This window comes from Ignavibacteriota bacterium, assembly GCA_019637995.1.
Taxonomy (GTDB): domain Bacteria; phylum Bacteroidota; class Ignavibacteria; order Kapaibacteriales; family UBA2268; genus JANJTB01.
Window position 1 is genome coordinate 1 of sequence record JAHBUQ010000002.1, and the last position, 25,132, is coordinate 25,132.

The window sequence follows — 25,132 nt, forward strand, 5'->3', positions numbered from 1 at the left end:
ACTACTGAACTTCAAGCAATATGCGGCTTTTGGTGGGACAACTCTCGATACTTTGGGAGTTACAAGGCAGGGCTATATCGGTAAGGAGAAAGATGTAGAGAATAATCTCGGTGACCATGGTGTCCGCAAGTATGACTACGAGACAGGGCGGTTTAATTCGATAGACCCACTGTGGGAGAAGTATTATGGATGGACGCCGTATCAGTATTGTATGAATAATCCGATTTGGGCGAAGGATTGGGATGGAAGGGATGCGGTTAAAATTGTTGATGATGTCAGTAAAACTGTTACAGTTACAGCGGTGTATGTTTACAATACAATGTATACAGATGCCACAGATATCCAAAATGCAAATTCCTTCTTAAACACTCAAAATTACAAAGTTTCTGATGGTGAGTATAAAGACTATGATGTTAAATTTGATTTAACTGCTGTACCAAATATTTCATCATCAGGTGCATTTAATTTTAAAGAAGATTTTAGCTTTATGGGTACTAGTATAGGCAATACATATTCTGTACAAGATGAATTTAATTGGACTGATCATAATAATAACAAAAGAAATTTTAATCCAAATAATGGACAAACTACTGTGGGCGTTACTTTAGATCAGTCAGATATTATAATGAACAAACCTTTTAATAATAATAGAAGAACAATTCACGAAATGTTTCATACATTCTTTTTTAACAAAGATAATGCACCAAGTGGTATTGGAAATTATGTCCCAGGTACAGATATGCCAAATCAGGACGATATTAATCAGTTAATTAATAATCAAAATTTAGAGAAAAAATAACTTATGAAAGTCATGATTATATTTATCCTTATCATATTTTCTTATAAATGTGAATCATCTGAAAGGATTATTAAAGTTGACAATTTGGATGTCAAAATTCAAAAAAGCCTTAATATTCTAAAAACTGATTCGTTGTACATTCATTATTTGGGAGCAAATTATGGTTTTACAGAATCATTTTTTGTAAAAGATAGCACATATATTCCTTTTGTTTCATTATATATGTATAAATATTTTTATTCTGATTACAGTAATGAAAAACTTTTTGATATGTATAAGAATTATCAGTTGATTTATACTTATAAATCTCAGTACCTTAATATAAGTAAAAGTCTTCCAGAAAAACAGTCGAAAAATAAAAGTCTGTATATTATTGATATTGGAATTATTGAAAGCAATTTAATTAGTCTATTAGTCTCTCCCAACCTTAATAATGAAATTAAAATGAATATGATTGAATTATATATTTTGTTTGATGATAAAAATAATATAGTTAAATATTATAGTAAGCAATATAATGTAACAAGTTCAACTTATAATATTTCAGATTAAACGATTTACTATGAAAGCAGACGGAACACTCTTGAACTACAAACAATATGCAGCATTTGGCGAAACTACTCTCGATACTTTGGGAGTTACAAGGCAGGGCATTCAAAAATTGACAATTGATAATTGACAATTGAAAATGAAAACAGATAAAAATACAGTGCTTATTATATCAAATAATTGTCAATTTTCAATTGTAAATTGTCAATTAGCGATAGATCCGCTGTGGGAGAAATATTTTGGATGGAGTCCATATCAGTATTGTATGAATAATCCGATTTCAAATTACGATGATAACGGAAAATGGGTGAAGGAGATTTCTGAGGAGAAACATAGACATACCGGAACGATAGAAAGAAATTCAAATGGTTATTTAGCTCAAAAAATCAACCACGAATTTTACGAAAAATGGAAAACAAATGCACCTGCTATTGCGGAATTTGTAGAAAAGAATAATTTATTCGCATTGCAGAAAGAACTACCAACCGATATTTATGGTAAGGGTGAAGTAGGTGGAAATTTAACTGAATATGATTTAAAAAAGGAAGGCGCATTTAATAAATTAGAAGGTACTGCACTTCATGAGATAGTTCATAATATGGGATTAAAAGAATTCGGAGCATGGAGTGCAGGGTTAACTGCTGGTTATATAAGTAAAGAAAAAATGATTGAAAATTTGAAAACTGGCGATTTTTTCTATTATTTACATGGCAATGATAATCTAATTATTGGATTGAAAGACAAAAAAATCACAGCCGAAGAAGTCGTTAATATAATGCAAAAAGAAGGAGAAAGAATAATTGGAGTTTCAAAATGAATTATAAACTAAAGTTGATATTAAAATTGATAATTATTATAGTTCTAATTATATCTTGTGACAGTAAACAAATTATAAAAATTCAAGAAAAACCTATATTACCAAAGGAAGAGTTCAAAATTCCGATAAAGATAATTAACAAGTTTGAGGGATCACATTCTTACACACTGAATTTTAAATCCAAGGTGCTAAGACCTTACTGGAGTAGTTATTGCAATTTTATGTATACTCATGATAAATCAGACCACTATTTTAGAAATTCAGAATTGGAGATAGAATTTCAAAGCTATGTTTTTGATGAAGAAATTGAGTTTTATAAGCCTGGATTTAGTATTATTGGATGTAAAGTAATCAATCAAGAACTAATGGGATTTGCTATACTTTGGGTTAACAAAAAGCAAAATACAAATGACTTTCTAAAGAAATCAAATTCTGTTTTACAAATTTCTAATAAGATAGATGTCACTACTGATACTGTTTTTACTACACTAAGCAAAAATAATTTGTTGAAATTGTATTCTAATTTCAAAGGTATATACTATGAGCTTAAACTTGATAGTATCTCTTGGGAAAAAATTGATCAAGATAGATACGAATTTTATAATTCAATATCATTTCATGACTTCAAATTTGGAATAGGTGTTAAAACTAATTAATTGATAAAGTTTTTAATGAATAATATTATTAATCAAATTCTAAACTTCAAACAATATGCGGCATTTGGTGAGACTACTCTCGATACTTTGGGAGTTACACGGCAGGGCTATATCGGTAAAGAGATAGATGTAGAGAATGGTCTGGGTGATCACACTTCGACTACGCTCAGTGCAGGTTATGTAAGAAAGTATGATTACGAGACGGGTAGGTTTAATTCGACATAAATTCAATAAAATAAATATATTTGGTTTTTGTCTTTATAATTATGTTTTTTAGTATTTGGAATATCTGAAATGCCAATAGTATCTACTTTTTATGGAATTATAATCAAAATGTTCTTTCGAGACCACAATCCTCCCCATATTCATGCTATTTATGGTGAGTTTAACGCATTAGTTGATATTACTACTTTAGAATTGATTGAAGGTGATTTGCCTCCAAGAGCTTTTAAATTAGTTCAGGAATGGGGGCAGAAGTATCAGGTTGAATTACTTGAGATGTGGAATAAGCAGAATTTTCAAAAACTTCCCGGACTCAAATAACGATGAAAAATTACCCAAAAATATTAGAAGTTACTGTAAAAAGGCCATATATAATTGAGATTGTTTTTGAAAGCAATCAAATAAAGCAATATGATTTTAAGAATTTATTAAATGATTCTAATTTCACCAAACTTAAGAATTTTAGTTATTTCAAGAATTTAAAAGTATCTGTGGGAGGCTATGGTATTGAATGGGATGATGAATTAGACTTAAGTGAATCAGAGTTGTGGTTAAATGGTCAAATCGTAAGTTGAAACTTCCTTAAGTATTCTTAAATATACGGCTTTTGGTGAGACAACTCTTGATACTTTGGGAGTTACAAGGCAGGGCTATATCGGCAAAGAAAAGGATGTAGAGAATAATCTTGGTGACCACACTTCGACTACGCTCAGTGCAGGCGGAGTTGGATGTATGATTATGAGACGGGTAGATTTAATTCGCCGAATATTTAATAATATTTTATTTACTTAAACTTCATTATATTTTTTAGTTGTTGGAACAGAGTTATGGAAACGATCGCAATACCGGTAAAGGAATATAATTCTTTGATAACAGAGAATAAAATTCTTAAAAATCAAGAGTTGCTTAGAAAGTTGAATGATGTAATTGATTTGATGTATGAAAGCAGGTACGGATTATATCTTGGTAATTATACTGAAGATTTGTCTGAATTTTCTATTAATGAACTGAAGGAATGGCAAGTTTCCGGAGATTTTTGGAATGATTTATAATCAACGTGAAATAGTTTTAGTACCTTTTCCATATTCAGATTTAACTGCAATCAAAAAGCGTCCGGTTCTTGTTATTAGCAACAATAAATTCAATAACGAAAGCGAAGATGTTGTCGTTGCGGCAATAACAAGTAAAACTTTTTCAGATGAATATTCAGTTGCATTTAATGACCAAGACCTCGAATTTGGCATATTACCGGAAGATTCTGTAATCAAAACGGCTAAATTATTTACTGTAAGCAAAAGTAGAATTGTTAAAAAATTTAGTATTATTAACAATATTACATTTCATAAAGTTACATCAAAAATTGAAAAACTAATTGCCTCCGAAAATTTGTAATTCTACCCTGCGGAATACAATGTCTATGGCAATGAGATGGCGCCAAGGATTACTTACAGATACGTGGACGGGAATTGGCAGAAGCAGTTTAAATTTTATGATTATCTTGGTTCTTTACGATTTACTATGAAAGCAGACGGAACACTACTGAATTTCAATCAATACGCAACTTATGGTGAAACGCTCTTAGACACCTTAGGTTTTGCAAGACAAGGTTACATCGGCAAAGAAAAAGATGTAGAGAATGGTTTGGGTGACCATGGAGTAAGAAAGTATGATTACGAAACAGGGCGGTTTAATTCGATAGACCCTCTATGGGAGAAATATTTTGGGTGGACGCCATATCAGTATTGTATGAATAATCCTATCTGGGCGAAGGACTGGGATGGGCGAGTTGTCATTGCTGCCGATGCCGCTTCTAGAACGAATATATTAAATAGTGTTGAAAGTAAATATAGAGGTCATATTAGTTTTTCAGATAACGGGACAGTTGTACTTAATTTAAAAGTAGCCCCTTTAATAACAGGTGAAAAAATGTCCAACTATGCTGCTTTACAATATTTGGTAAATAATAAGAATACTATAGAAGTACATGAACAGCAAAGTTTTAAATCGAAGGATGAGAATAATCAAACACAAGACAAGACCTTTGGTGTAAATTCTTGGACTAATGGAATAACACTTTTGCCAAATGCTCCAAATGACCCAAAAGTCAAAGAATTTTCTACAAATAATAATGTTCAGGTAATTTTACCTAATAAATTAATCAATGAGAATAATAATAAAAAGGGAGCTATAACAGCACATGAGTTATTTGGTCACGCTTTGTTCTATTATTTAAACAAACCTGCTGCTCATAATTATGATGAAAATGGTAAAGATCATAATACACCTTTGAAACAACAAATTGAAAGGGCAGAAGAAAATGCAACTAAATAAGAAGATTCAACCAATCCTATTATTTTTAATCTTAATATCCTGTAATAAGGAACCGATTAAAGAAAAAAATACTTATGTATCTTTTAGTATTGATAATATCATTATTTCTTCAAAAGCATCATCCACGGATAGTTTGATATTTATGGAAATATTAATAAAGAATCAAAGTCCAATTGATACTTTTTGGATACCTATTTCTCAATGGGAAATGGATGGTGTATTCGAAAAAGATGGTTCTTTAACAAGTGGATTTCCTCTTTCTAATTATATTGTTAATTACTTTATAATTTCACCCTTAGATTCATCCTTAAATACTATGATAGATAAAGCACCAGGTCCAATTTATGATTTTTTCCCAAAACTATGGCAAATTGAACCTAATACCCAAAAAAGAATAAGGGCTAAGTTTAAAATGCCTACTCATTTAAATGATGATATTGATTTTGAATTACTGTCTTTTATCCCAATAACAAACAGTTTTAATTTGAATAACTTATTTTTACAAATCCCTTTTGCTAAAGATAGTTCAAGTTTATTTATATCAAACGATATTGAGTTAAGTTTTGAAATGATGAAAGGATTAAGTCGCCCATGGTTAAATTCTCTCTCTTCAAATATAAAAATTGATAGTATCTATGTTATTGAACTTATTGAAATAATAAAGAATGAATCATTTGAAAGAGCACAAGCTATTAACAAAATAATGAGAGATTATGATATATGGGATTATAATAATGAGATTCAGGAAGATATCTATTTAGCTAATTTAAAGGTAGTGAGTAAATATTTTCAAACATATTATGGTCTTAAAATTATCAGTACCTTTCAACAAAAATTAAAATCTAGTTGTGAAATTGAGACAAAATAATGCAATTTCATCAATACGTGGACGGAAATTGGCAGAAGCAGTATAAATTTTATGATTATCTTGGTTCTTTACGATTTACTATGAAAGAAAACGGAACGCTACTAAACTTCAAACAATACGAAGCTTTTGGTGAGACAACTCTCGATACTTTGGGAGTTACAAGGCAGGGCATTCAAAAATTGACAATTGATAATGAAAAACTGACAATGAATAGGCAGGAAAATATTGAGAACTATACCATCGGTAATTGTCAATTATCAATTCTTAATTGTCAATTATTAAAGTATGCGGCATTTGGTGAGACAACTCTCGATACTTTGGGAGTTACAAGGCAGGGCTATATCGGTAAAGAGAAAGATGTAGAGAATAATCTTGGTGACCACGGGGTAAGAAAATACGACTACGAAACAGGGCGGTTTAATTCTATAGACCCTCTATGGGAGAAATATTTTGGGTGGACGCCGTATCAGTATTGTATGAATAATCCTATATGGGCGAAGGATTGGGATGGGATGAAGATATTCGAAAATGCTTCTGGTGATGTTCTTTATAACGACAATGACGAGAGTACTAAGAATGATAGATATTATGTAAATGAAAAAGTATTAAAGCTTGCAACAGATAAATCTGGGAAAACTGATTGGAATATTCTTGCAAACAGAAGTAATTTGTTACCTGATGGAAAAAACTGGTCGGATATGAATGGAAGCGGAATTGCAGCACTATGGACAATTGGAAATATTCAATTTGCTGAAACTAGCGAGGGAGAAGAATTTAAATTTAATATAAGCAATATTACGGGGAAAATTGATGATAATACTTTTGAAATGGCTTCTTATGCTTCTGTAAGTGGTGGCATAGGTAAATCATTAGTATCAAAATTATTTAATTTAAATAAAGGCAATTGGTTAAGAATTGGCTCAGGTTACCATCAAGGCGAAGAATATCTTAGAATAGCTTGGGGTGCTCATAAAAAACATTTGAAAAATGTTCCGGAATGGCTAAAACCTTTTAACCAGTGGCTTAGAAAACAAGGAGGAGGGCATTGGGATTTATGGAAAAAATAATTATGGATTTCAAACAGCTGTTGATTGAATTAGAAACGTTGTTAAGTTCTAAACAATTTGAATTATTAAAATTATTAACACTTATAAATGATGATGATTTAAATCTAAGTTTATCAACATATTTAATCAAGATGAATAAAAATGGTTTTCGTATTCACATAAAATTAATTTCAAAAAAAAATATACACTGCCCTTTATCAATCTATTTCGGGCAAAAAAAATCAAAGCAAAAATCCTTTGAAATGTATAATATTTTATTTGGGAACAGTTGGGAAGAGGATATTGAAATAAAAGATAATGAAGTAGCCGATGATAAAGTATATTTCTTAAACTTCTTATCTACAGAAGTATCTGAAAAAAAAATATATCAAAATAATAAACTATGTAGAATAGAATATGAACATTTAATTGACAATAATTTAAAAGTTACTAGCCAAGATAGATTATCTTTTGTTTGGCCCTTTTTAAAAAAGAATGTTATAACTAACCATTATAAACCTTGGATTGACTGATTTGGTAAATACAATGATTAGATATACAAAATATAAATCATTTGGTGAAACGTTGCTCGATACTTTGGGAGTTACAAGGCAGGGCATTTACAAATTGAAAATTGATAATGGAAAATTGACAATGAATAGGCAAGATAATATAGCGAATTATACCATCGGTAATTGTCAATTGTCAATTCTTAATTTTCAATTAGCGATAGACCCGCTATGGGAGAAGTATTATGGGTGGACGCCGTATCAGGTTTACAAGGAGGTAAATGTAGCTTTATTTCTAAATTAATTTTGGAACATAATTTTTTAATTCCACTCAAATGATATAAGAATTATAAAATGAAAAGGTATAAGCGAAACTAACATGATACAATTATTAAATGCCGGTGGGTACATCATTTCTTTCTTCCAAAAAAGTTTATTACTATAGCTTTACCAACGTGATATTTACCTTCATTGAGATTTTTCTCTCTTTCAGCAAGGTCTATTATTTCAAAATCAGGAAATAATTGTAAAATATCTCCTGTTGTAAAAAGCATTTCAATATCCCTTGGTCCGCCGGATATATCAGAATATTCTATTTGTTTGATTGAGAAACATTCAAAAATCAGATGACCACCAAATTTAACCATATTAGCAAGTTTTGGATAAATTTTATTATTCTGTACTTTTCCGAAATGAGAAAATACAAAGCCAATTGCATCATACTTATTATCAGTTGAAAACTCTGATGCATCGCTAATTAAATATTCAATTTCAACAGCCGATTCTGAAGCAAGCTGAAGGGCTTTTTGTCTTCCGGTTTTACTCATGTCGAATGCAGTAGCTTCCCAACCTTTTAAAGCGGCATAAACGGCATTTCTTCCTTCACCTTCAGCTGGAAGTAAAACTTTTCCCTGCTCAAGAGAGTCAATTTTTGATTTAAAATATTCATTCGGCTCCTTGCCGTAAGCAAAATCTGATTCCGAATACCTGTTATTCCAAAAATTATCCATTTTCATACAAAATTATTATAAAATTTACTTGACGAATTTTGCTGATAATATTGATTTAATTTTTTATGAATTTATAGAAAAAAATTTTCTTAATATATTGATTACCATTTATGAATCCAACAATTATTCAGTCAAAATACTTTTAGAAATCATCAACTTGCACTTAAGAAACAATAAATGAAAAAATAAGTAGTTAAATAATTTTCAGTTGATTTTATAACTAATTTAAGGAATATATATGTCATCAGCAATTGCTACTTCTGAACGCAGTCAGCTAAGTCTGTGGATTCAAGCGGCTCGTACATTTTCATTTCCTGCATCAGTTGTCCCGATGCTTGTTGGTATTATGTGGACTCTTGCGGCAAGTACGGGAACTGTTTACTGGGAATTGGTACCTGTAATATTGATAGCAGGTGTACTTTTTCATGCCGGTTCGAATATGGTAAATGATTATTTTGATTACAAAAAAGGTGTTGATATAGATGAAAGCTATGGTTCGAGCAGAATCATAGTCGAAGGGCTTCTAAGTCCTAAAGCGGTTCTAAATGGCGGTCTTTTAATGTTTGCTATTGGTTTTGCCCTTGGTATGATACTTGTTTATTATCATGGCTTGCCAATATTCGTAATTGGTATAATTGGTCTTCTCGGAGGTTTACTATATACAGGTTTCAATGTGGCGTATAAGTATTATGCTTTAGGCGATATATTCGTATTTCTGATGTTTGGTCCGATGATGGTATTAGGTACAAACACTGCACTTACAGGCAATCTTGATTATAATACATTCTTTGTCAGCATTCCGATTGGTCTTCTGACAGTAGCAATACTAACTGCAAATAATATCAGAGATATTAAACATGACAGACAAGCTAAAGTTTCAACAATGGCTACACTTTTGGGTGTAAAAGCATCAGTCGGAGAATATTATTTTCTTATTTTTGGAGCTTTTGCAAGTGTTGTAATCATGGTAGCTCTCGGATTTCTGACTCCTTGGACGCTGATTGTTCTTATCTCAATCAAGCCAGCAATTGATAATGTTAAATTTATTTCCAAAGCTGACGAAAATAAACCAGAAGAAATTATGATTGGCGATGTGCGCACCGCTCAGCATAATTTGATGTTTGGTGTTCTTTATTCAATCGGTATTCTAATCGGAGTATTGGTTTAAAAATGACAGATCAGTTTGAGGGTAATTACGATTGTATGGTCATAGGGGCACACCCCGATGATGCTGAATTATGTTGTGGCGGCACAATTGCGAAGTTGACAAAGGAAGGTAAAAAAGTCGTCCTTGTTGACTTAACACGCGGCGAAATGGGAACACGTGGTAATCCCGAATTACGAGAAGAAGAAGCTCAGGCAGCAGCAAAAATTCTCGGAGTCAGTGATAGAATTAATCTTGAAATGCGTGACGGCTTCATCAGAAATGATGAAGAAAGTATATATAAAATCGTAAGCGTTGTAAGAAAGTACCGCCCGAGAATGATATTGATGCACCCTTGGTTTGAGAGGCATCCCGACCATGAAAACACTCATTATTTGGTTCGGGATGCTCTTTTCAAATGTGGACTTAGGAAATTTGAGACGAAAGATAATGGAATCCTGCAGGAAACATATCGAACACGCAGAATATTTTCATATATGCAGGCATACCAGTTTCCAAAGCCGCCGGATTTCTTTGTTGACATTAGCGATGTTCATCATATAAAAATTCAGGCTATTGAAGCATTCTCTTCTCAGGTATTTGTACCCGGTAAATATGAAAACGAACCCCGCACAAGACTTGCTTCACCCGAATTTATGGAAGAACTTGTTGCTAGAGCACGCTATTTAGGAGGTCTCAATGGTGTTAAATATGCTGAAGCATATCTAAGTGTTGAACCTGTAATTCTTGATAGTCTGTCAAAATTGCTTTAATATTTTTTTTATGTCAGTTGTTACAAGAATATCATTTACAAAATTGTAACAACTGACAATATATAACTATTCGAAATTGAAACCAAGCCTATCTCTTTCAAAATCAATTCAAATCATAAATTACTTTGAAAATGGCTGATAACTATCTATAAGTTTTTTTGAAGATATGCTATCTATCTGATAAATTGGTGTTTTGCTCTGCTTATCCGGAAAATCTTCAACATGAACTGTTTGTGTAGGAAAGGAAAATCTGATATTGAGATAAGCTGCAAGCTTAATAACCTCTGAAATTACTTCATGTCTGGCTTTTAGTTCGGCGGACCAATCCGGTACATCAAAAAAGATATAAAATAGTACCTGAATAGAAGAATCAGCAAAATCATTAAGATGAATCTGATGGAAATCTTTGCGTGTGTCTGGATGTTCGGCTACAATCTTTCTCAAGCCAAGAACAAAAGCGTCAATAAGCTCCGGAGGTGTATCATAAGTTACTGATAGTTTGCTGACATATCTGCGATATTGCCGACGCCCCATATTGTCAATTTTAGCATCTGCAAGCTTGCCATTTGGTATAGAAATTAATGAGTTGTAGAATGTTCGGATGCGTGTTGAGCGTATCCCTACTTCCTCAACAGTACCTTCAGCACCATCTGAAACAATCCAGTCACCAATTGCAAAAGGCTGGTCAGTAAATATTGTAAGAGAGCCAAACAAGTTTTTGACTGTATCCTGAGCTGCAAGTGCAAAAGCCAAACCACCAATTGATACACCTGCAATAAGCGGAGTAATATCCAAGCCAATACTATTGAAAAAATAAAGCACACCCAATATAACAATTACAACCCTCAATCCTTTTCTTAAAAATGGTACAAGTTGGTTATCAATTGTAGATTCGGTTTTGTCTGCAAATGAACTGAATAAGTCAACTACAAACTCACTGAGCCTGAAGATCATTATAGTTATCAGAATCGGCTGAATCGCTCTGATGATTAATCCTATAGAGTAAGATATTTTAACAGGTAAACCTAATAGAGAGACAGACTCGCCAAATACCCAGAACATAAGAAAAATACTGAAAGGTTTGGACACAGGATAAATATATCGGCTGTATAATTCCTTCTTGAAAAAGCGTGAGGAAAATTTCACCAAAAAATATCCGAAAATCCAGTAAAATATGAAGTATAATCCGTAGCAAAATATTGCAAGCAGAATAATTCCTGCAATTTGCCAAATCTGAATTCCAAAGAAACTGCTTTTCCAAATTGCAGGTAAGGCATCTATATATGTGTAAGTATCTATAGGATAAGTTGATTTGTAAAGTTCATCAATTTTTGATACAGTTTCAAGCGAATAAAGCCATTTGTCGCCATATTTAACCAAATTGATGTCAGGTAGTTCAGGAAACAGTTGAAATCTGTGTTCAGATGCTAAGCTATCAAAGTATTTTGGGTCAGTTGGAATTCTTTCCATTACTACTAAAAGCCCTTTTCCGTCGAATATTCTCTTCAACTTAATTGCTAAATCATCAGCCATTTCAGGACTAACTCTTGTTGTATTAAGTGATTTCGCTGCTATTTGAGGCTGGTAATTATCTTTTTGTAAAAATGCTAAATGTGTATGAACACTGGAATAGGGTGAATCAAAACGCGCTTCCTCATTCGATGAGCTATTGTTTCCATATAATGAATAAAATATCAGGAAAGCAGATAATATTAACAGGCAATAAATTATTATTTTTCTTGTCATAATGATTTTAAAATAGATTAATTTTACATTAGTTTTTAAAAAATTGGCAAAAAATATATTGTTAATTTACAATAAATTTCATTAAATGAAAAATTTTTTGCATTTTTAAATTTTGAATATTGAATAATTTTGGAAATATTATGCCGCTTAACAAAGAAACTATACTTAATGTCATAGGCGAAGTTTGTTCTGAATATGAAATTTATGAGCATAGAGACCAGTTGTCAGTCATTGTGCCGAAAGACAAAATTGTTGAAACAGCTTTATTAGTCAGAGACAATCCTGATACTTCATTTGAATTATTGATAGATGTTACAGCAATTGATTGGCTTAAGAAAAAAGAAAGCCGCTTTGAAGTGGTATATATTCTTTATTCTATCAAACATTCAGCAAGATTACGACTTAAAGTGCCAATAAGCGAGAAAGACATACACTGCCCAACTGTAACAGGTGTTTGGGAAGCAGCTAACTGGTACGAGAGAGAAACTTACGATATGTATGGTATCATTTTCGACGGACACCCTGGACTTCGCAGATTTTATATGCCGGAAGATTATGTTGATCCTGATTCAGGCGAACCAATTTTCCCGCTTAGAAAAGATTTCCCTCTTATGGGTGTGCCGGATTCACTGCCATTGCCCCCTTATCCTGAAAAATATGGCGAGCTGATTTGATTTTGTAATGGTTTTCCGTAGATATTTTATGACGAATTCATTATTAGAAAAAATACCTTTAAAAAGATGTTTTATGCATCAGTTTAAAGGTATTTTTATATCAGAAATTAGAATTAAGTGAGTACAAAAATTTGATTCTGATGACAAAATTTCATATCAGTTGTATATCTATCAAACTAAGCAAAGTAGAAAACTGAAAACCCTACTTTAGATAATTCTTACTAAGCTCAAATAAAATATTCGCAACTGCCCAAAAATCTCAATAACTCATTTTGTCTAATTTGACTTTCCCGCGAAATACCCAATAAATACTTGTTGTATAAGCAAGTACGAACGGAATGCCTATTAGTGCCATAGTAATCATTACTTCCAATGTTTTTCGTGATGATGAATGAGCATAAGCAGTTAAATTATAAGCAGTATCTATTGTAGATGGAACAATATTTGGGAACATTCCGAGTGCAAACAATCCCAACAACGCAGCAATACTGAATGATGATGACAAAAATGCCATGAACTCCCGCCCTTTATGTATTTCTCTCGGTATATTTGCTACTGCGAGCATATTGAGAATTGCCAGTGCAAAATACTCAGGATGTGCCTTGAAAACATCAATCATGTGTGGAATATAAATCAATGTTGCCATTGTTACAGTAACATAGCATATCACAAAGAAAATGATTGTATTATTCACCCACGACCTCACTTTAACTTGAAGCTCGCCTTCGGTTTTCATAACGGCATAGATTGCTCCGTGCATCATAAATAATGCAACAGTTGTTACACCAACAAGTATTGCGTAAGGATTAACTAAGCTAAAAAAGGAAATATAAGCCTCTTTTTCTGCATTAACCGGAATTCCCTGTATAATATTACCGAGTGCTACTCCAAATAAAAGTGCAATCAAAATGCTTGATACGCTGAAAGCTATATCCCAACTTTGTCGCCATTTTGCTGACTCATTTTTACTTCGGAACTCTATTGCTACTGCTCTGAATATTATGCCCACAAGTATTAGCATTATAGCCGGATAAAATGATGAAAATACTGTAGCATAAACATCAGGGAATCCCGCAAATAAAGCACCACCACCGGTAACAAGCCATACTTCATTGCCATCCCAGACAGGACCGATGGAATTAATCATTATTCTGCGATTCTTATCACCTTTTACAAATAAATGCAATGCACCAACTCCAAGGTCGAAACCATCAAGTATTGCATAACCAGTCAGCAAGACACCGACTAAAATAAACCACGTTGCGTTTAAATCCAAACCTTCGTACATTTTTGCCTCCTATGCTTAAATTGATTTAACAGATTCATCGGAATTGTCATTCTGCAAATAGTCTTCCGGTCCGTGTTTGATTTTTCCATTTAAAAGGAATAAAAACAATACCAAGAGCAGTGCATAAATCAGTGTAAATAATATCAATGAAAATAATACATTATCGGCTGACACTACTTTTGATAATCCTTCACTTGTCCGCATCAGTCCATATACTATCCAAGGCTGCCTACCGACTTCTGCGGATATCCAACCAACCTGATTAGCAATATGCGGAAGTAATACTGATGCGACAGCGATTTTCAGATATAATTCAGTGTCAAACAATTTGCCACGCCACAAAAGAAATACTCCGATTAATGTAAAAGCTATAAAAAACATTCCCAAAGCAATCATAATATGATATGTCTGGAATACAAGATTTACAGGTGGTCTGTCCTCCGGAGGAAAGTCATTTAGTCCGGTTACAGGCTTTGAAGCATCGAAATAAACAAGGAATGACAACATTCCCGGAACTTTCACACCAACAACTTTCTGCTCATCATCGAAGACCCAGCCAAAAAGATATAAATCCCCTGGTTCAGTATTGTAATGCCCTTCGAAAGCGGCAAGTTTTGCAGGCTGATACTCTGCAACCTGAACAGCACTACTATGCCCTGTAAAAAGCTGCAACAAAGAAGCAAATGCAGCAAAAAAAAGTGCTATCTTAAAAGCTGATTTTGAAGAATCTACGTGCCTTTTTTTGATTAAATAATAGGCACTGACACTCATCACAAGAAATGCACCGCAAATCCATGCTCCACCAATTGTATGGCTAAGTCTCTCTATGCTGGAGGGATTAAACACCATCGCCCAGAAATCTGTTATTTCTGCACGTGCCATTATCCCTTCACCTACAATATGATAACCTGTAGGCGTTTGCATCCATGAGTTAGCAACAACAATCCATACTGCACTCATGTGGGCGCCGGTTGCGACCATAATGGTCGAGAAAAAGTGCATCTTTGGACCAACTTTATCCCAACCGAATAACAAAATTGCAAGAAATCCTGATTCTAAAAAGAACGCAAAAATACCTTCAGCAGCCAATGCGCTGCCAAAAACATCACCTACAAAACGGGAATATGTAGCCCAATTTGTACCGAACTCAAATTCCATGACTATTCCGGTTGCAACACCCATTGCAAAAATCAGAGCAAATATTTTTACCCAGAATTTTGTCATTTTTTCGTACATCGGATTTTTTGTTTTGAGGTACATACCCTCCATAAATACCAGAACTACTCCAAGTCCGATACTCATCGGTGGATATATATAATGAAACATTATAGTGAAGGCAAATTGCAATCGTGATAATATCTCAACATCCATTATATTTCTCCGTTAATGCCACAATATAACGCTTCAGCAATATTGCTGAAATGTATTTTGCAAAATTAAATAAAATCTTATTTACTGCCAAATATTTTGTTATTATTTGTAAACTCGTAACAAAAAATGGAGAAAAAATCTCATAATCACTATTTAAATTGACTATAATTAATTTATTATTAATAAATATCACAGAATTGTATTATAGTATATTTACATTCATAACTATTTATAAATCACAAATTTCAATGTCAGATTTTACATTCTGAAGCAATTTCATCGTGAAAAATGAATTTTAGTAACGAATTATTACAAAATTTATAAAAATATTATTTAATTATGATAATTTTCCTTATATTCGCATACAAATTTAATACGAATTTCTAAAAACCGAATAAACAATATGGCATCTTTAAAATTAAAAAGAGCAGTTAATACTTTGCTTAAAGATTTTATCGGATTGTATGAAGACGAATCAATTTTAATAATTGCAGACGACAAAAGGCAGGAGCTTGGATTATCCCTGCATGATTCTGCCAAGAAAATTTGCGAAGAAGTCTTCTACTTAGAGCTTAAAGCAAAAGAACATTATGAATTAGAGCCACCTGATATACTGCGGGAATCAATGAAATCTGTTGATGTTGTAATTAACGCATCAGGTATGAATTTCTATGATACAAGAGCACTCTATGAGGTTTCAAATCTTGGTGTTAGGGTCGGACTTGTTCCCAATATTGATGAAGAGGCGTTGTCGAGATGCCTTGGAATTGATCATGAAAAAATCACCAACATAAGTGAAAGTATCAAAACAAATTTCGAGAAAACATCAATAGTAAGAATTGAAACCCGATCAGGTACAAATCTTTCAATTCCGATTAAGAATATGCCTGTAACAGCTAACACAGGTGTCCTGAAAACTATTGGAGATACCGGATTTATTCCTTCAGGGAAAGTATTTGTTATTCCCGAACCACGTAAGGTAACGGGAGTGATTAATATTGATGGTTCAATTGAAGGTATCGGATTAATTACAAATCCTATCAAATTTGAATTTTTAGATGGATTACTTATTAATGTTTCCGGTGAAGGAAGCGAAGTTAAAAGTTTAATGAAAATCCTTGCTAAGTATGGTGACGAAGTAAAGCAAATTGGAGAATTCGGCATTGGTACTAATTACAAAGCTAATCTTACCGGTGGATATTACGAGGATGAATTAAGTTCAGGGACTGCATATCTTGGTTTGGGGAGAAATATTAATCTTGGTGGCACAATTGATGTTGCTAATCGTATTGGTTGCGTTTTCAACAGACCGAATATTTTTATTGATGAAGAATTAATTGTCCATAATGGCAAATATATCGGCTGATTTTCAGTCATATTTTTATTAATTACTCTGATTTTAAAATACTAAATTTTTTATAATTTTCTATATCTTCTTGTGAGAAAACCTATGTTTCCGGGATTAAATGAACAGATGGATTTAATCAGGCAAGGTGTTGTTGACCTTTTACCTGAAAGTGAATTAGCTGAAAAGATTGAAAATTCAATTAAGAAAAATTTACCACTAAATATAAAGCTTGGAGCTGACCCGAGCCGTCCAGATTTGCACATCGGTCATGCAGTTGTACTTCATAAAATGCGTCAGTTTCAGGATTTAGGACATGAGGCAACTTTAATCATAGGTGATTTCACAGCTATGATAGGTGACCCTACCGGAAAATCTAAAACCCGTCCTCAGCTTACACTTGAGCAAACCAAGGAATACGGTCAGTCATATATTGACCAGGCGACTATCATTCTGAGAAATGACCGCTTATATGTTAAATATAATTCTGAATGGCTGAATTCAATGAATTTTGTTGATGTTGTCAAGCTCGCCTCAAACTATACGGTGGCTCAGATGCTCGAACGTGATGATTTCAGCAACCGATACAAAAGCAGTACACCCATAAGTATTCACGAATTTCTCTATCCGCTCGCTCAGGGTATGGATTCCGTAGTGATTAAATCTGATGTTGAGCTTGGCGGTACAGACCAGAAATTCAATTTACTTGTAGGCAGAGAGCTTCAGAAACAATATGGTGTCCCTGCTCAGTGCATACTCACAATGCCAATACTTGAAGGTACTGACGGCGTGCAAAAAATGTCTAAATCTCTTGATAATTATATTGCCCTAACGGACTCTCCAAAAGATATGTTCGGAAAGACTATGTCAATTCCTGATGATATGATTACAAGATATATGCTTTATGCCGCATTTTTTACAAATGAAGAAATTAAAGCAGTTGAAGAAGGTTTGAAGGATGGAAGCGTCCACCCAAGAAATGCAAAAGTAAATACAGCTATGAAGATTGTGGAATTATATCATGGTTCTGAACAAGCAAAATCTGCTTTTGATGAATTTGAACGCATTTTTGTTAACAAAGATGTGCCTGATGTAATTGATGAAATGAAATTGGATATAGAAAGCAGCGAAATGCCTCTTGCTGATTTACTTGTTTCAACAAATCTTGCACCTTCGAAGAAAGAGTCAAGAAGGTTAATTGAACAAGGTGGAGTTTATATAGACGGTGAGAAGCAAACTGACCCGTTTTCCAAAGTAAATTTAGTTGAAAAGAAATTACTTAAAGTTGGAAAAAGAAAGTTTTTATATGTGCAGGTTTAATTTTTACGGATATTAATTTGACCATTATTGAAGCAATTATTCTTGGAATAATTCAAGGACTGACAGAATTCATTCCTATTAGCAGTACAGCACATCTTACTGTAGCAGGGAAACTTATGGGGCTGATTTCAGAAGATAATCCAGAACGCTGGACAGCATTTATCGCAATGATTCAACTTGGTACATTAGCTGCAGTTTTTATATATTTCAAACGTGAAATTGTTGGTATTCCCAAATCATTTTTAACTGAAAATTTTTCTAAAAATCGCACGAAATATTCCGAGCAAAGCTTAGATTCAAGAATGGGCTGGATGATTATTCTCGGAACAATACCAATTGTAATTGCAGGGCTTGCATTTAAAGATTTTATTGAGGGAAGTTTTACAAAGGAGCTGAATGTAATAGCTACAAGCCTGATTGTATTGGGTATAATATTATTTATTGCAGAGAAAACTGCGAATTTTAAAAAAGATTTAGAAAAAATCACAATTAAAGATTCAATTCTGGTTGGTTTGGCTCAGTGCGTTGCTTTAATTCCAGGTTCATCCCGCTCCGGCACTACAATCACAGCCGGACTTTTTCTTGGGATGACCAGAGAAACTGCTGCAAGGTTTTCATTTCTACTTAGCATTCCGGCAATTCTTGCCAGCGGATTGCTTGGAGTCAAGGAGTCAATACCATACCTGACGGGTGGTGATGCAATAAATATTATAATTGCAACCATTGTATCGGGAATTAGTGGTTACTGGGCTATACATTTTTTAATCAGCTATTTGAAGAATAATTCTACTTATCTTTTTGTAATATATAGAATTATCGCCGGTGTATTAATTTTGTTGTTCATAAATCATTTTTAGAAATGTTATATATTTCAAGAAAAAATCATTTTTTATGAGATTTTTTTTGAGTTGATGTGTTATTGTAAAGTGAAAGCTGTGCGTTTTCACTTTTTTTATTTTAAATATATTAGTAAATTATATTCTCGGAGTGCTGAATGTTTAAGAAAATTTTGCTACTATTAGTTGTTCTGACTGCAAACTTAAAAGCAGTGGATTTGTCAAATACAGAAGAACTTGACAAAAGAGTCTGGGACTTAATTAATCAATTCACAATTGATGAAAAAATTCAAACATTGTCATCCGGTATATGGGATGGAATACCAAGACTGAATATTCCCGATTATCAGTGGCATAATGAAAGTGAACATGGACTTTGCATTGAAAATGTAACAGTATTTCCTCAATCCATAAATTTATCTGCTACTTGGAATTTAGACCTTATGCATAGAGTGGCAAATGCAATATCAGATGAAGCAAGAGTAAAATTCAGGCATGGTGAAGTAGGACTTAACTTCTGGTCTCCAAGCATCAATATAGCACGTGATCCACGCTGGGGCAGGGTTCAGGAGACTTATGGAGAAGACCCGTATCTTGCTTCAAGGATGTCTGTAGCATATATAAATGGTATGCAGGGTGATAATCCAAAATATTTCAAAACAATTGCTTCACCCAAACACTATGTTGTTCATAGCGGACCTGAATCCAAACGCCATCACTTTGATGCAATTGTTGGCGAAAGAGATTTATGGGAAACCTATATGCCTGCATTTAAAAGCTCAATTATGGAAGCCGGAGCTTTCTCAATCATGGCTGCTTTCAACGCTGTAAATGGCAGGCCTGTTGTTACAAATCCATATCTTATTCAAGATGTTCTGAGGCGTCAATGGGATTTTAAAGGATTTGTCGTGACTGATTGCAATGCTATCGGAGACAGCTTTTGGGAGCATAAAGTAGGTAGCAATGAGCGAGAAGGCACCGCTCTTGCCCTGCTCACAGGCATTGATTCCGAATGTGGCGATTTCTACAAAGACCACTTGAAAAAAGCTTATCTTGAGGGTTATGTTACTGAGGAAGACATCAATATATCAGTATTCAGGCTCTACAGAGCAAAATTTTTATTAGGTTTATATGATGACCCTGAGCTTGTAGAATATACAAAAATACCTGATTCTGTAGTGGATAGCGATGAACATAATTCTATAGCTCTTGAAACAGCAAAAGAATCAATTGTTTTATTAAAAAATGACGGCACATTGCCATTAAGTAAAGAACTCGAAAGAATTTTGGTAGTTGGTCCAAATGCAAATGTATTTTACGAAAATTTGGGAAGTTATACCGGTTGGCCCAGCAAACCTGTCACAATTTTAGAAGGAATCAAAAAAACTGTTTCAGAAAGTACAGACATTGTTTTCAGAAAAGAGACCGAAGTAGGCGGTACTCTTACTGAACTTGTTACGCCCAAAAATGTCCGTACCCATGATGGTCAGCCGGGATTCAAAGGTGAATATTTTGCCAATCGCTTTATGTTGGGAGAGCCAACTGCTATCAGGATAGATACTGTTCTTGATTTTAACTGGGGATATATTGACCCGATTGAAGGGGTAAGTGCCGATTCTTTCTCAGTAAGATGGACAGGAATTATCAGGGTTGACGAGCCTGGAGAATATACAATCAAAGTTACAAGTGATGATGGAACACGTATAAGAATAGGCGATAAAGTTGTTATTGACGACTACACACCTCACGGAACTATAACCAGAATAGGATTCTTTGAATTTGAAGCAAATAAAGATTATGATATATTAATTGAGTACCTTCAATGGTGGGCGCCGGGAGATATAAAGTTTGAAATTGGAAACAAAAAATCCGGTAGCAAGCAAATGGCTGAACTCAAAGATTTTGCGAAGGATTTTGACGCAGTTATTTATGTTGGCGGACTATCATCTGATTACGAAAATGAGCAAAGTTTCCTCGAAACTGAGGGCTTTTATCAGGGTGACAGGACAAGTCTGGATTTGCCATGGGGACAGCTTAAAATTATTGAGGCACTGCATTCAAGCGGAAAGCCTGTAGTTATGGTGAATCTTGGAACAACTCTTGCTTTAAACTGGCATCATGCAAATATTAATTCAATTTTGCATACCTGGTATCTTGGACAAACTGCCGGCGATGCTGTTGGTGCAGTTCTTTTCGGAGATTATAATCCAGCTGGAAGAACACCTGTTACATTTCACAATTCAGTTGATGAGTTGCCACACTTCGATAATTATGATATGGCAGGCAGAACCTACAGATATTTTGAAGGAAAACCTCTTTATGAGTTTGGTTACGGGCTTAGTTATACCGATTTTGAATATTCAGATATGACTTTGCCTTTTGGCGAAATCAAACTTTGCGAAAGCGATACTGCAGTTATTACTTACAAAATTTCAAACACAGGAAGATACGATGGCGATGAAGTTGTTCAGCTTTATGTAAAATATCTGGATTCAAGACTAAGCCAGCCGATCAAGCAGTTGAAACAGTTCAAGAGGCTTCATCTAAAAGCCGGCGAAACCAGAGTTGATACCTTATATCTGAATCTTAATGAATTGTATTCGTATGACCCTGCTAAAAAAAGATATATACGTGAAAATGGAAATTATGAATTACAATTAGGTTCATCATCACTTGATATCAGGCAAATCGGAAATATTGAAATTGATAACTGCGGAGTGGAAAACACTTCTGTTATCGCTGATTTTAGCTTGAATATTTATCCAAATCCAACATCTGGTTATTTGAATATCTCTTCAGAACTTCCTTTGAGCGAAAATTATGACATTGAAATTTTTGACATTTTGGGAAATAAACAGAATGTCATTTTGGATTCAGATTTTCTGAGCAATATAGCAAGAATAGATTGCTCAAATTTGAATACAGGCATCTATTCATTGGTAATCAGAAGCAAAAGTGAAATAATACGAAGGAAATTTGCTATAGTAAAATAGTATATATCAAAAATAATTGCAAAAATTAATATAAATTAATTGCATAAAAACAAAAAAAGCAGTAATTTTAAGTTTTTATAATTACCAATTTTATGCAATATATATCTGATATAGAATTAGTATTGATTGTAGATGATAATCCGGCTAACATTGAAGTAGCTGTGGCTCATCTTCATAGCGAAGGATACAGAACTGCGACCGCAAAATCAGCACGGGAGGCATTGGAATCTATAAAGCAAGAGATACCTGATCTGCTTTTACTAGATATTATGATGCCTGTTGTTGATGGTTTTGAACTGTGTAAACTTTTTAAATCCGACTCAACTACATCGGATATTCCTGTGATATTCCTTACAGCCCTCAATCAACCCGATGAGATGGTAAAGGGATTCAATCACGGTGCCGTTGATTATATTACAAAACCATTCAATAAAGAAGAACTTATTTCAAGAGTAAGAAATCATTTAAATTTAGTCAAACAGACTAAAACAATCAAATATCAGAATGAAGCACTAAAGCGGCTGAACGAAGAAAAGAACGGTATAATCGAGTTAACTGCTCATGACCTTAATAATCCGCTTCAGTCTGTAATTGGGTATTCAGATCTCATTATCGGCAAACTTTCACCCGAAAATAGCGATTTAATTTCTTATGCTCATTCAATTAAATCATCTGCTCAAAAAGCTGTAAATATAATTAAAGATTTGATGGAAGTAAATCTTATTGAAGAGGGTAAACTTAAACTCAGTATTGTTGATTTCGACTTAAGGGATACACTGATGAAAGTTGTTGAAGGATATTTATTTCAGGCTGAAGCTAAAAAACAGGTATTAATTTATGATGAGCCTGATTTGCCATGCATTGTGAATGCTGATAGAATGAAATTGGAAAGGATATTTGATAATTTGCTTTCAAATGCTATTAAGTTTTCTAAGATTCAAGGAAAAATTTATATTAAATGTGATTACGTCAAGTCAAATGATGACAGTCAGGATTATGTTGTAGTTTCAATTCAAGACAGCGGTCCTGGTTTTACAAATGATGATAAATCCAAAATTTTTACAAAATTTGCTAAACTATCAGCTAAACCGACATCTGACGAGCCATCAACAGGATTGGGACTTTCGATAGTCAAGAAACTAACCGAACTTCTTAATGGTCAAATACACCTTGTATCAAGCCCCGATGAAGGCTCTACATTCTATGTGAAGTTCCCTGTTGCCGGGTAGGTCATATGCTTTGGAAATAAAGTAGGAAATTTTGTGAAGATTTAAATCTTCTTTTCAATCACCAAAAAAGAAGTATCTCCAAACTTTTTTTGACTAAGTATATTGAATTGAGTAGGGATTTCAATATCATTTACAGTTCTGTATTCAATAACGGCTATAAAAACATTATCTAATATGTCAGTTTCAATAATAGTTTGAAACAAATCATTGTAATCGCAGTTATCATAAGGTGGGTCTGCAAACAAAATATCATATTTGTTACTGCTTTTTGAACGTAAATATTTTAGAGCGTCCTGCTGAACTATTTCAAAATTGATTTTATCTATTTCCAGTTGCTTGGCGGCACTTTTAATTAATTCTAAGGATTTTCTGCTATTATCAACAAATGAAACAAAACCGGCTCCACGACTCAATGCCTCAAATCCTAAAGCTCCGGAGCCTGCATATAAATCTATAATTTTCAAATCTGTGAAATCAACATAATTATTCAATACATTAAACATTGACTCACGGTTTTTGTCTGCTGTGGGTCTGACATTAGGTGGAATCTTCAGGTTTATTCTGCGACTTTTGTATTTACCACCAATAATTCTCATTCGACATTTAAAATTTTGTGTTGAGCCGGTAAACCAGCACCGATACACGCCGGATAAATATGAAGTGTTCTGGAGCAATACTCTTTTTCACGCTTTGATAAGTTTGACTTAAGCATCCTGAATGAATTTAATCTTTTTGCTTCAAATATCCCCAAAAGGCTTGCAGTTTCCCAAAGCATCATATTGATTTCTTTGGTCAAACCAACACCGAAAAAGTAGCAGGCATGAATTTCATCTACGTAATTTGGAACAATTTTATCATATTCTTTTTCTAAAAATTCTCCTACTTTCTTAAAATCCGAAACAGCTAACAGGTTATAATATATGGGCTTTCCGGCTGACAATACACTCACATCCATAAAATGTCCCTGCACACAAACAAAAATTATATTTTTATCAACCATTTCCGGATAATTATATAGAAAGCAAGTATGAGCATTTAGCTGAGTAATATCAAATTTCACTATAGGCTTATTAAGGATTTGTACAAGTTCTTCCAATGCTTTAAAGTCCTCATTGGGCACAATGACAGCCATCATCTGATGCAATTTCGGATTATCAGGCAGCATAGGAACAGCATAGGTTGTGTAATCTTTAGGATCGCATTGCGGGTACAATTGCCTTATTTCGAGATTAAGTAGCTGAGTAAGTTCATCATCGGTTATGTCGTGTTTGCCCGGAAACTTAGATACGAGCACACTCTCAGAAGGTAAAGTTACGCTGATTTCATCAGGTTCGAAATCCATCTCGAAGAAAAACTTATTCATTTCGGCAACACCGTTGCGTGATTCTTCAGTTTTAAAATTTTCAAGGTCAATATGATGTATTGTAGAATTGATATAATCAAGTGAAACCCCGCTTTCATCAATGGTTATACCTGTTAAGTAAGCTCTGTCTATGTTTAGAAATATTGATAATATTTTTTTCATAATTTTCTCTTATATAATTCACAAACATAATGAAAAAAAATGAATTGAAAAAATTATCGTTTCAAATTTCATTAAGAACTA

29 protein-coding genes are annotated in these 25,132 nt (G+C 33.5%); 23 read left to right on the forward strand and 6 right to left on the reverse strand.

The genetic code is table 11. The annotated features are described in order from the left end of the window. The 15 genes from KF896_06060 to KF896_06130 all read left to right on the forward strand — a co-directional run. A partial coding sequence (locus KF896_06060; GenBank protein ID MBX3043262.1) for a hypothetical protein occupies positions 1-799 on the forward strand: 799 nt, incomplete at its 5' end. A gap of 12 nt (positions 800-811) precedes the next feature. Then, positions 812-1,351: a hypothetical protein gene (locus KF896_06065; protein MBX3043263.1), complete on the forward strand. Its 540-nt coding sequence runs from the start codon at positions 812-814 to the stop codon at positions 1,349-1,351. Between the two features lie 136 nt (positions 1,352-1,487). After that, positions 1,488-2,165: a hypothetical protein gene (locus KF896_06070; GenBank protein ID MBX3043264.1), complete on the forward strand. Its 678-nt coding sequence runs from the start codon at positions 1,488-1,490 to the stop codon at positions 2,163-2,165. Further along, entirely contained in the window at positions 2,162-2,821 is a 660-nt protein-coding gene (locus KF896_06075) for a hypothetical protein (GenBank protein ID MBX3043265.1), read from the forward strand. The genes KF896_06070 and KF896_06075 overlap by 4 nt, the downstream gene beginning before the upstream one ends. Positions 2,822-2,836: 15 nt before the next feature. Continuing rightward, complete coding sequence (locus tag KF896_06080) at positions 2,837-3,046, forward strand: hypothetical protein (GenBank protein MBX3043266.1); 210 nt, start codon at positions 2,837-2,839, stop codon at positions 3,044-3,046. A 69-nt stretch (positions 3,047-3,115) separates the two neighbouring features. Beyond that, on the forward strand, positions 3,116-3,364 hold the full coding sequence (locus KF896_06085) for a DUF4160 domain-containing protein (GenBank protein ID MBX3043267.1): 249 nt from the start codon (positions 3,116-3,118) through the stop codon (positions 3,362-3,364). 2 nt (positions 3,365-3,366) lie between these two features. Next, positions 3,367-3,618, forward strand: coding sequence for a DUF2442 domain-containing protein (locus tag KF896_06090; protein MBX3043268.1), 252 nt, complete (start codon positions 3,367-3,369; stop codon positions 3,616-3,618). Positions 3,619-3,673: 55 nt separating this feature from the next. Beyond that, positions 3,674-3,835 carry a hypothetical protein gene (locus tag KF896_06095; GenBank protein MBX3043269.1) on the forward strand — a complete coding sequence of 54 codons (162 nt, stop codon included), beginning with the start codon at positions 3,674-3,676 and terminating at the stop codon, positions 3,833-3,835. 35 nt (positions 3,836-3,870) lie between these two features. Further along, a complete protein-coding gene (locus KF896_06100) occupies positions 3,871-4,095 on the forward strand; it encodes a hypothetical protein (protein MBX3043270.1) in 225 nt (74 codons plus the stop codon). After that, positions 4,085-4,435, forward strand: a complete 351-nt coding sequence (locus tag KF896_06105; GenBank protein MBX3043271.1) for a type II toxin-antitoxin system PemK/MazF family toxin — start codon at positions 4,085-4,087, stop codon at positions 4,433-4,435. Before KF896_06100 ends, KF896_06105 begins: the two co-directional genes overlap by 11 nt. A 36-nt stretch (positions 4,436-4,471) precedes the next feature. Then, entirely contained in the window at positions 4,472-5,374 is a 903-nt protein-coding gene (locus tag KF896_06110) for a hypothetical protein (protein MBX3043272.1), read from the forward strand. Next, complete coding sequence (locus tag KF896_06115) at positions 5,361-6,242, forward strand: hypothetical protein (GenBank protein ID MBX3043273.1); 882 nt, start codon at positions 5,361-5,363, stop codon at positions 6,240-6,242. Before KF896_06110 ends, KF896_06115 begins: the two co-directional genes overlap by 14 nt. Then, positions 6,242-7,309, forward strand: coding sequence for an RHS repeat-associated core domain-containing protein (locus tag KF896_06120; protein MBX3043274.1), 1,068 nt, complete (start codon positions 6,242-6,244; stop codon positions 7,307-7,309). The genes KF896_06115 and KF896_06120 overlap by 1 nt, the downstream gene beginning before the upstream one ends. Then, positions 7,297-7,821 (forward strand): hypothetical protein, encoded by a 525-nt coding sequence (locus tag KF896_06125; protein MBX3043275.1) that lies wholly within the window; start codon positions 7,297-7,299, stop codon positions 7,819-7,821. Before KF896_06120 ends, KF896_06125 begins: the two co-directional genes overlap by 13 nt. Positions 7,822-7,834: 13 nt before the next feature. Beyond that, entirely contained in the window at positions 7,835-8,101 is a 267-nt protein-coding gene (locus KF896_06130; GenBank protein MBX3043276.1) for a hypothetical protein, read from the forward strand. Positions 8,102-8,207: 106 nt separating this feature from the next. Here the strand turns inward: KF896_06130 and KF896_06135 are convergent, their stop codons facing one another. Further along, positions 8,208-8,807: a class I SAM-dependent methyltransferase gene (locus KF896_06135; GenBank protein MBX3043277.1), complete on the reverse strand. Its 600-nt coding sequence runs from the start codon at positions 8,805-8,807 to the stop codon at positions 8,208-8,210. Between the two features lie 238 nt (positions 8,808-9,045). On the opposite strand from KF896_06135, the gene menA reads away from it, so the two are divergent. Together menA and bshB1 are read left to right on the forward strand one after the other, a co-directional pair. Beyond that, positions 9,046-9,975: a 1,4-dihydroxy-2-naphthoate octaprenyltransferase gene (gene menA / locus KF896_06140; protein ID MBX3043278.1), complete on the forward strand. Its 930-nt coding sequence runs from the start codon at positions 9,046-9,048 to the stop codon at positions 9,973-9,975. Between the two features lie 2 nt (positions 9,976-9,977). After that, positions 9,978-10,724 carry a bacillithiol biosynthesis deacetylase BshB1 gene (gene bshB1, locus KF896_06145; protein ID MBX3043279.1) on the forward strand — a complete coding sequence of 249 codons (747 nt, stop codon included), beginning with the start codon at positions 9,978-9,980 and terminating at the stop codon, positions 10,722-10,724. A 120-nt stretch (positions 10,725-10,844) separates the two neighbouring features. Here the strand turns inward: bshB1 and KF896_06150 are convergent, their stop codons facing one another. Continuing rightward, positions 10,845-12,470, reverse strand: a complete 1,626-nt coding sequence (locus tag KF896_06150; protein MBX3043280.1) for a mechanosensitive ion channel family protein — start codon at positions 12,468-12,470, stop codon at positions 10,845-10,847. A 140-nt stretch (positions 12,471-12,610) separates the two neighbouring features. Here KF896_06150 and KF896_06155 point away from each other — a divergent pair, with 140 nt between their 5' ends. Further along, entirely contained in the window at positions 12,611-13,144 is a 534-nt protein-coding gene (locus KF896_06155) for an NADH-quinone oxidoreductase subunit C (protein ID MBX3043281.1), read from the forward strand. 259 nt (positions 13,145-13,403) lie between these two features. On the opposite strand, the gene cydB is transcribed toward KF896_06155, so the two are convergent. Together cydB and KF896_06165 are read right to left on the reverse strand one after the other, a co-directional pair. After that, positions 13,404-14,432, reverse strand: a complete 1,029-nt coding sequence (cydB, locus tag KF896_06160; GenBank protein MBX3043282.1) for a cytochrome d ubiquinol oxidase subunit II — start codon at positions 14,430-14,432, stop codon at positions 13,404-13,406. A gap of 15 nt (positions 14,433-14,447) precedes the next feature. Further along, the gene (locus KF896_06165; GenBank protein MBX3043283.1) at positions 14,448-15,803 is read right to left on the reverse strand and encodes a cytochrome ubiquinol oxidase subunit I; all 1,356 of its coding nucleotides are present in this window, start codon (positions 15,801-15,803) and stop codon (positions 14,448-14,450) included. 403 nt (positions 15,804-16,206) lie between these two features. On the opposite strand from KF896_06165, the gene KF896_06170 reads away from it, so the two are divergent. The 5 genes from KF896_06170 (at position 16,207) to KF896_06190 (ending at position 23,526) form a co-directional block, all read left to right on the forward strand. Beyond that, complete coding sequence (locus KF896_06170) at positions 16,207-17,169, forward strand: hypothetical protein (protein ID MBX3043284.1); 963 nt, start codon at positions 16,207-16,209, stop codon at positions 17,167-17,169. Positions 17,170-17,253: 84 nt separating this feature from the next. Then, complete coding sequence (locus KF896_06175) at positions 17,254-18,468, forward strand: tyrosine--tRNA ligase (GenBank protein MBX3043285.1); 1,215 nt, start codon at positions 17,254-17,256, stop codon at positions 18,466-18,468. 17 nt (positions 18,469-18,485) lie between these two features. Then, positions 18,486-19,325, forward strand: coding sequence for an undecaprenyl-diphosphatase UppP (gene uppP, locus KF896_06180; GenBank protein ID MBX3043286.1), 840 nt, complete (start codon positions 18,486-18,488; stop codon positions 19,323-19,325). 137 nt (positions 19,326-19,462) lie between these two features. Then, positions 19,463-22,297, forward strand: a complete 2,835-nt coding sequence (locus KF896_06185; GenBank protein ID MBX3043287.1) for a glycoside hydrolase family 3 C-terminal domain-containing protein — start codon at positions 19,463-19,465, stop codon at positions 22,295-22,297. Between the two features lie 92 nt (positions 22,298-22,389). Further along, the gene (locus KF896_06190) at positions 22,390-23,526 is read left to right on the forward strand and encodes a hybrid sensor histidine kinase/response regulator (protein MBX3043288.1); all 1,137 of its coding nucleotides are present in this window, start codon (positions 22,390-22,392) and stop codon (positions 23,524-23,526) included. Between the two features lie 41 nt (positions 23,527-23,567). On the opposite strand, the gene rsmD is transcribed toward KF896_06190, so the two are convergent. Beyond that, positions 23,568-24,122 (reverse strand): 16S rRNA (guanine(966)-N(2))-methyltransferase RsmD, encoded by a 555-nt coding sequence (rsmD, locus tag KF896_06195; GenBank protein MBX3043289.1) that lies wholly within the window; start codon positions 24,120-24,122, stop codon positions 23,568-23,570. Continuing rightward, positions 24,119-25,051: a hypothetical protein gene (locus tag KF896_06200; GenBank protein ID MBX3043290.1), complete on the reverse strand. Its 933-nt coding sequence runs from the start codon at positions 25,049-25,051 to the stop codon at positions 24,119-24,121. The genes rsmD and KF896_06200 overlap by 4 nt, the downstream gene beginning before the upstream one ends. Positions 25,052-25,132: the final 81 nt, after the last annotated feature.

Bases quoted from the DNA above. Each gene is read 5' to 3' on its own strand.
- KF896_06190 (MBX3043288.1), top strand. From the start codon at position 22,390: ATGCAATATATATCTGATATAGAATTAGTATTGATTGTAGATGATAAT.
- KF896_06105 (MBX3043271.1), top strand. From the start codon at position 4,085: ATGATTTATAATCAACGTGAAATAGTTTTAGTACCTTTTCCATATTCA.
- bshB1 (MBX3043279.1), top strand. From the start codon at position 9,978: ATGACAGATCAGTTTGAGGGTAATTACGATTGTATGGTCATAGGGGCA.
- KF896_06165 (MBX3043283.1), bottom strand. From the start codon at position 15,803: ATGGATGTTGAGATATTATCACGATTGCAATTTGCCTTCACTATAATG.
- KF896_06110 (MBX3043272.1), top strand. From the start codon at position 4,472: ATGGCGCCAAGGATTACTTACAGATACGTGGACGGGAATTGGCAGAAG.
- KF896_06155 (MBX3043281.1), top strand. From the start codon at position 12,611: ATGCCGCTTAACAAAGAAACTATACTTAATGTCATAGGCGAAGTTTGT.
- KF896_06085 (MBX3043267.1), top strand. From the start codon at position 3,116: ATGCCAATAGTATCTACTTTTTATGGAATTATAATCAAAATGTTCTTT.
- menA (MBX3043278.1), top strand. From the start codon at position 9,046: ATGTCATCAGCAATTGCTACTTCTGAACGCAGTCAGCTAAGTCTGTGG.
- KF896_06120 (MBX3043274.1), top strand. From the start codon at position 6,242: ATGCAATTTCATCAATACGTGGACGGAAATTGGCAGAAGCAGTATAAA.
- KF896_06075 (MBX3043265.1), top strand. From the start codon at position 2,162: ATGAATTATAAACTAAAGTTGATATTAAAATTGATAATTATTATAGTT.
- KF896_06115 (MBX3043273.1), top strand. From the start codon at position 5,361: ATGCAACTAAATAAGAAGATTCAACCAATCCTATTATTTTTAATCTTA.
- KF896_06135 (MBX3043277.1), bottom strand. From the start codon at position 8,807: ATGGATAATTTTTGGAATAACAGGTATTCGGAATCAGATTTTGCTTAC.
- KF896_06125 (MBX3043275.1), top strand. From the start codon at position 7,297: ATGGAAAAAATAATTATGGATTTCAAACAGCTGTTGATTGAATTAGAA.
- KF896_06185 (MBX3043287.1), top strand. From the start codon at position 19,463: ATGTTTAAGAAAATTTTGCTACTATTAGTTGTTCTGACTGCAAACTTA.
- KF896_06100 (MBX3043270.1), top strand. From the start codon at position 3,871: ATGGAAACGATCGCAATACCGGTAAAGGAATATAATTCTTTGATAACA.
- KF896_06090 (MBX3043268.1), top strand. From the start codon at position 3,367: ATGAAAAATTACCCAAAAATATTAGAAGTTACTGTAAAAAGGCCATAT.
- KF896_06170 (MBX3043284.1), top strand. From the start codon at position 16,207: ATGGCATCTTTAAAATTAAAAAGAGCAGTTAATACTTTGCTTAAAGAT.
- KF896_06070 (MBX3043264.1), top strand. From the start codon at position 1,488: ATGAAAACAGATAAAAATACAGTGCTTATTATATCAAATAATTGTCAA.
- KF896_06065 (MBX3043263.1), top strand. From the start codon at position 812: ATGATTATATTTATCCTTATCATATTTTCTTATAAATGTGAATCATCT.
- rsmD (MBX3043289.1), bottom strand. From the start codon at position 24,122: ATGAGAATTATTGGTGGTAAATACAAAAGTCGCAGAATAAACCTGAAG.
- KF896_06080 (MBX3043266.1), top strand. From the start codon at position 2,837: ATGAATAATATTATTAATCAAATTCTAAACTTCAAACAATATGCGGCA.
- KF896_06150 (MBX3043280.1), bottom strand. From the start codon at position 12,470: ATGACAAGAAAAATAATAATTTATTGCCTGTTAATATTATCTGCTTTC.
- cydB (MBX3043282.1), bottom strand. From the start codon at position 14,432: ATGTACGAAGGTTTGGATTTAAACGCAACGTGGTTTATTTTAGTCGGT.
- KF896_06175 (MBX3043285.1), top strand. From the start codon at position 17,254: ATGTTTCCGGGATTAAATGAACAGATGGATTTAATCAGGCAAGGTGTT.
- KF896_06200 (MBX3043290.1), bottom strand. From the start codon at position 25,051: ATGAAAAAAATATTATCAATATTTCTAAACATAGACAGAGCTTACTTA.
- KF896_06130 (MBX3043276.1), top strand. From the start codon at position 7,835: ATGATTAGATATACAAAATATAAATCATTTGGTGAAACGTTGCTCGAT.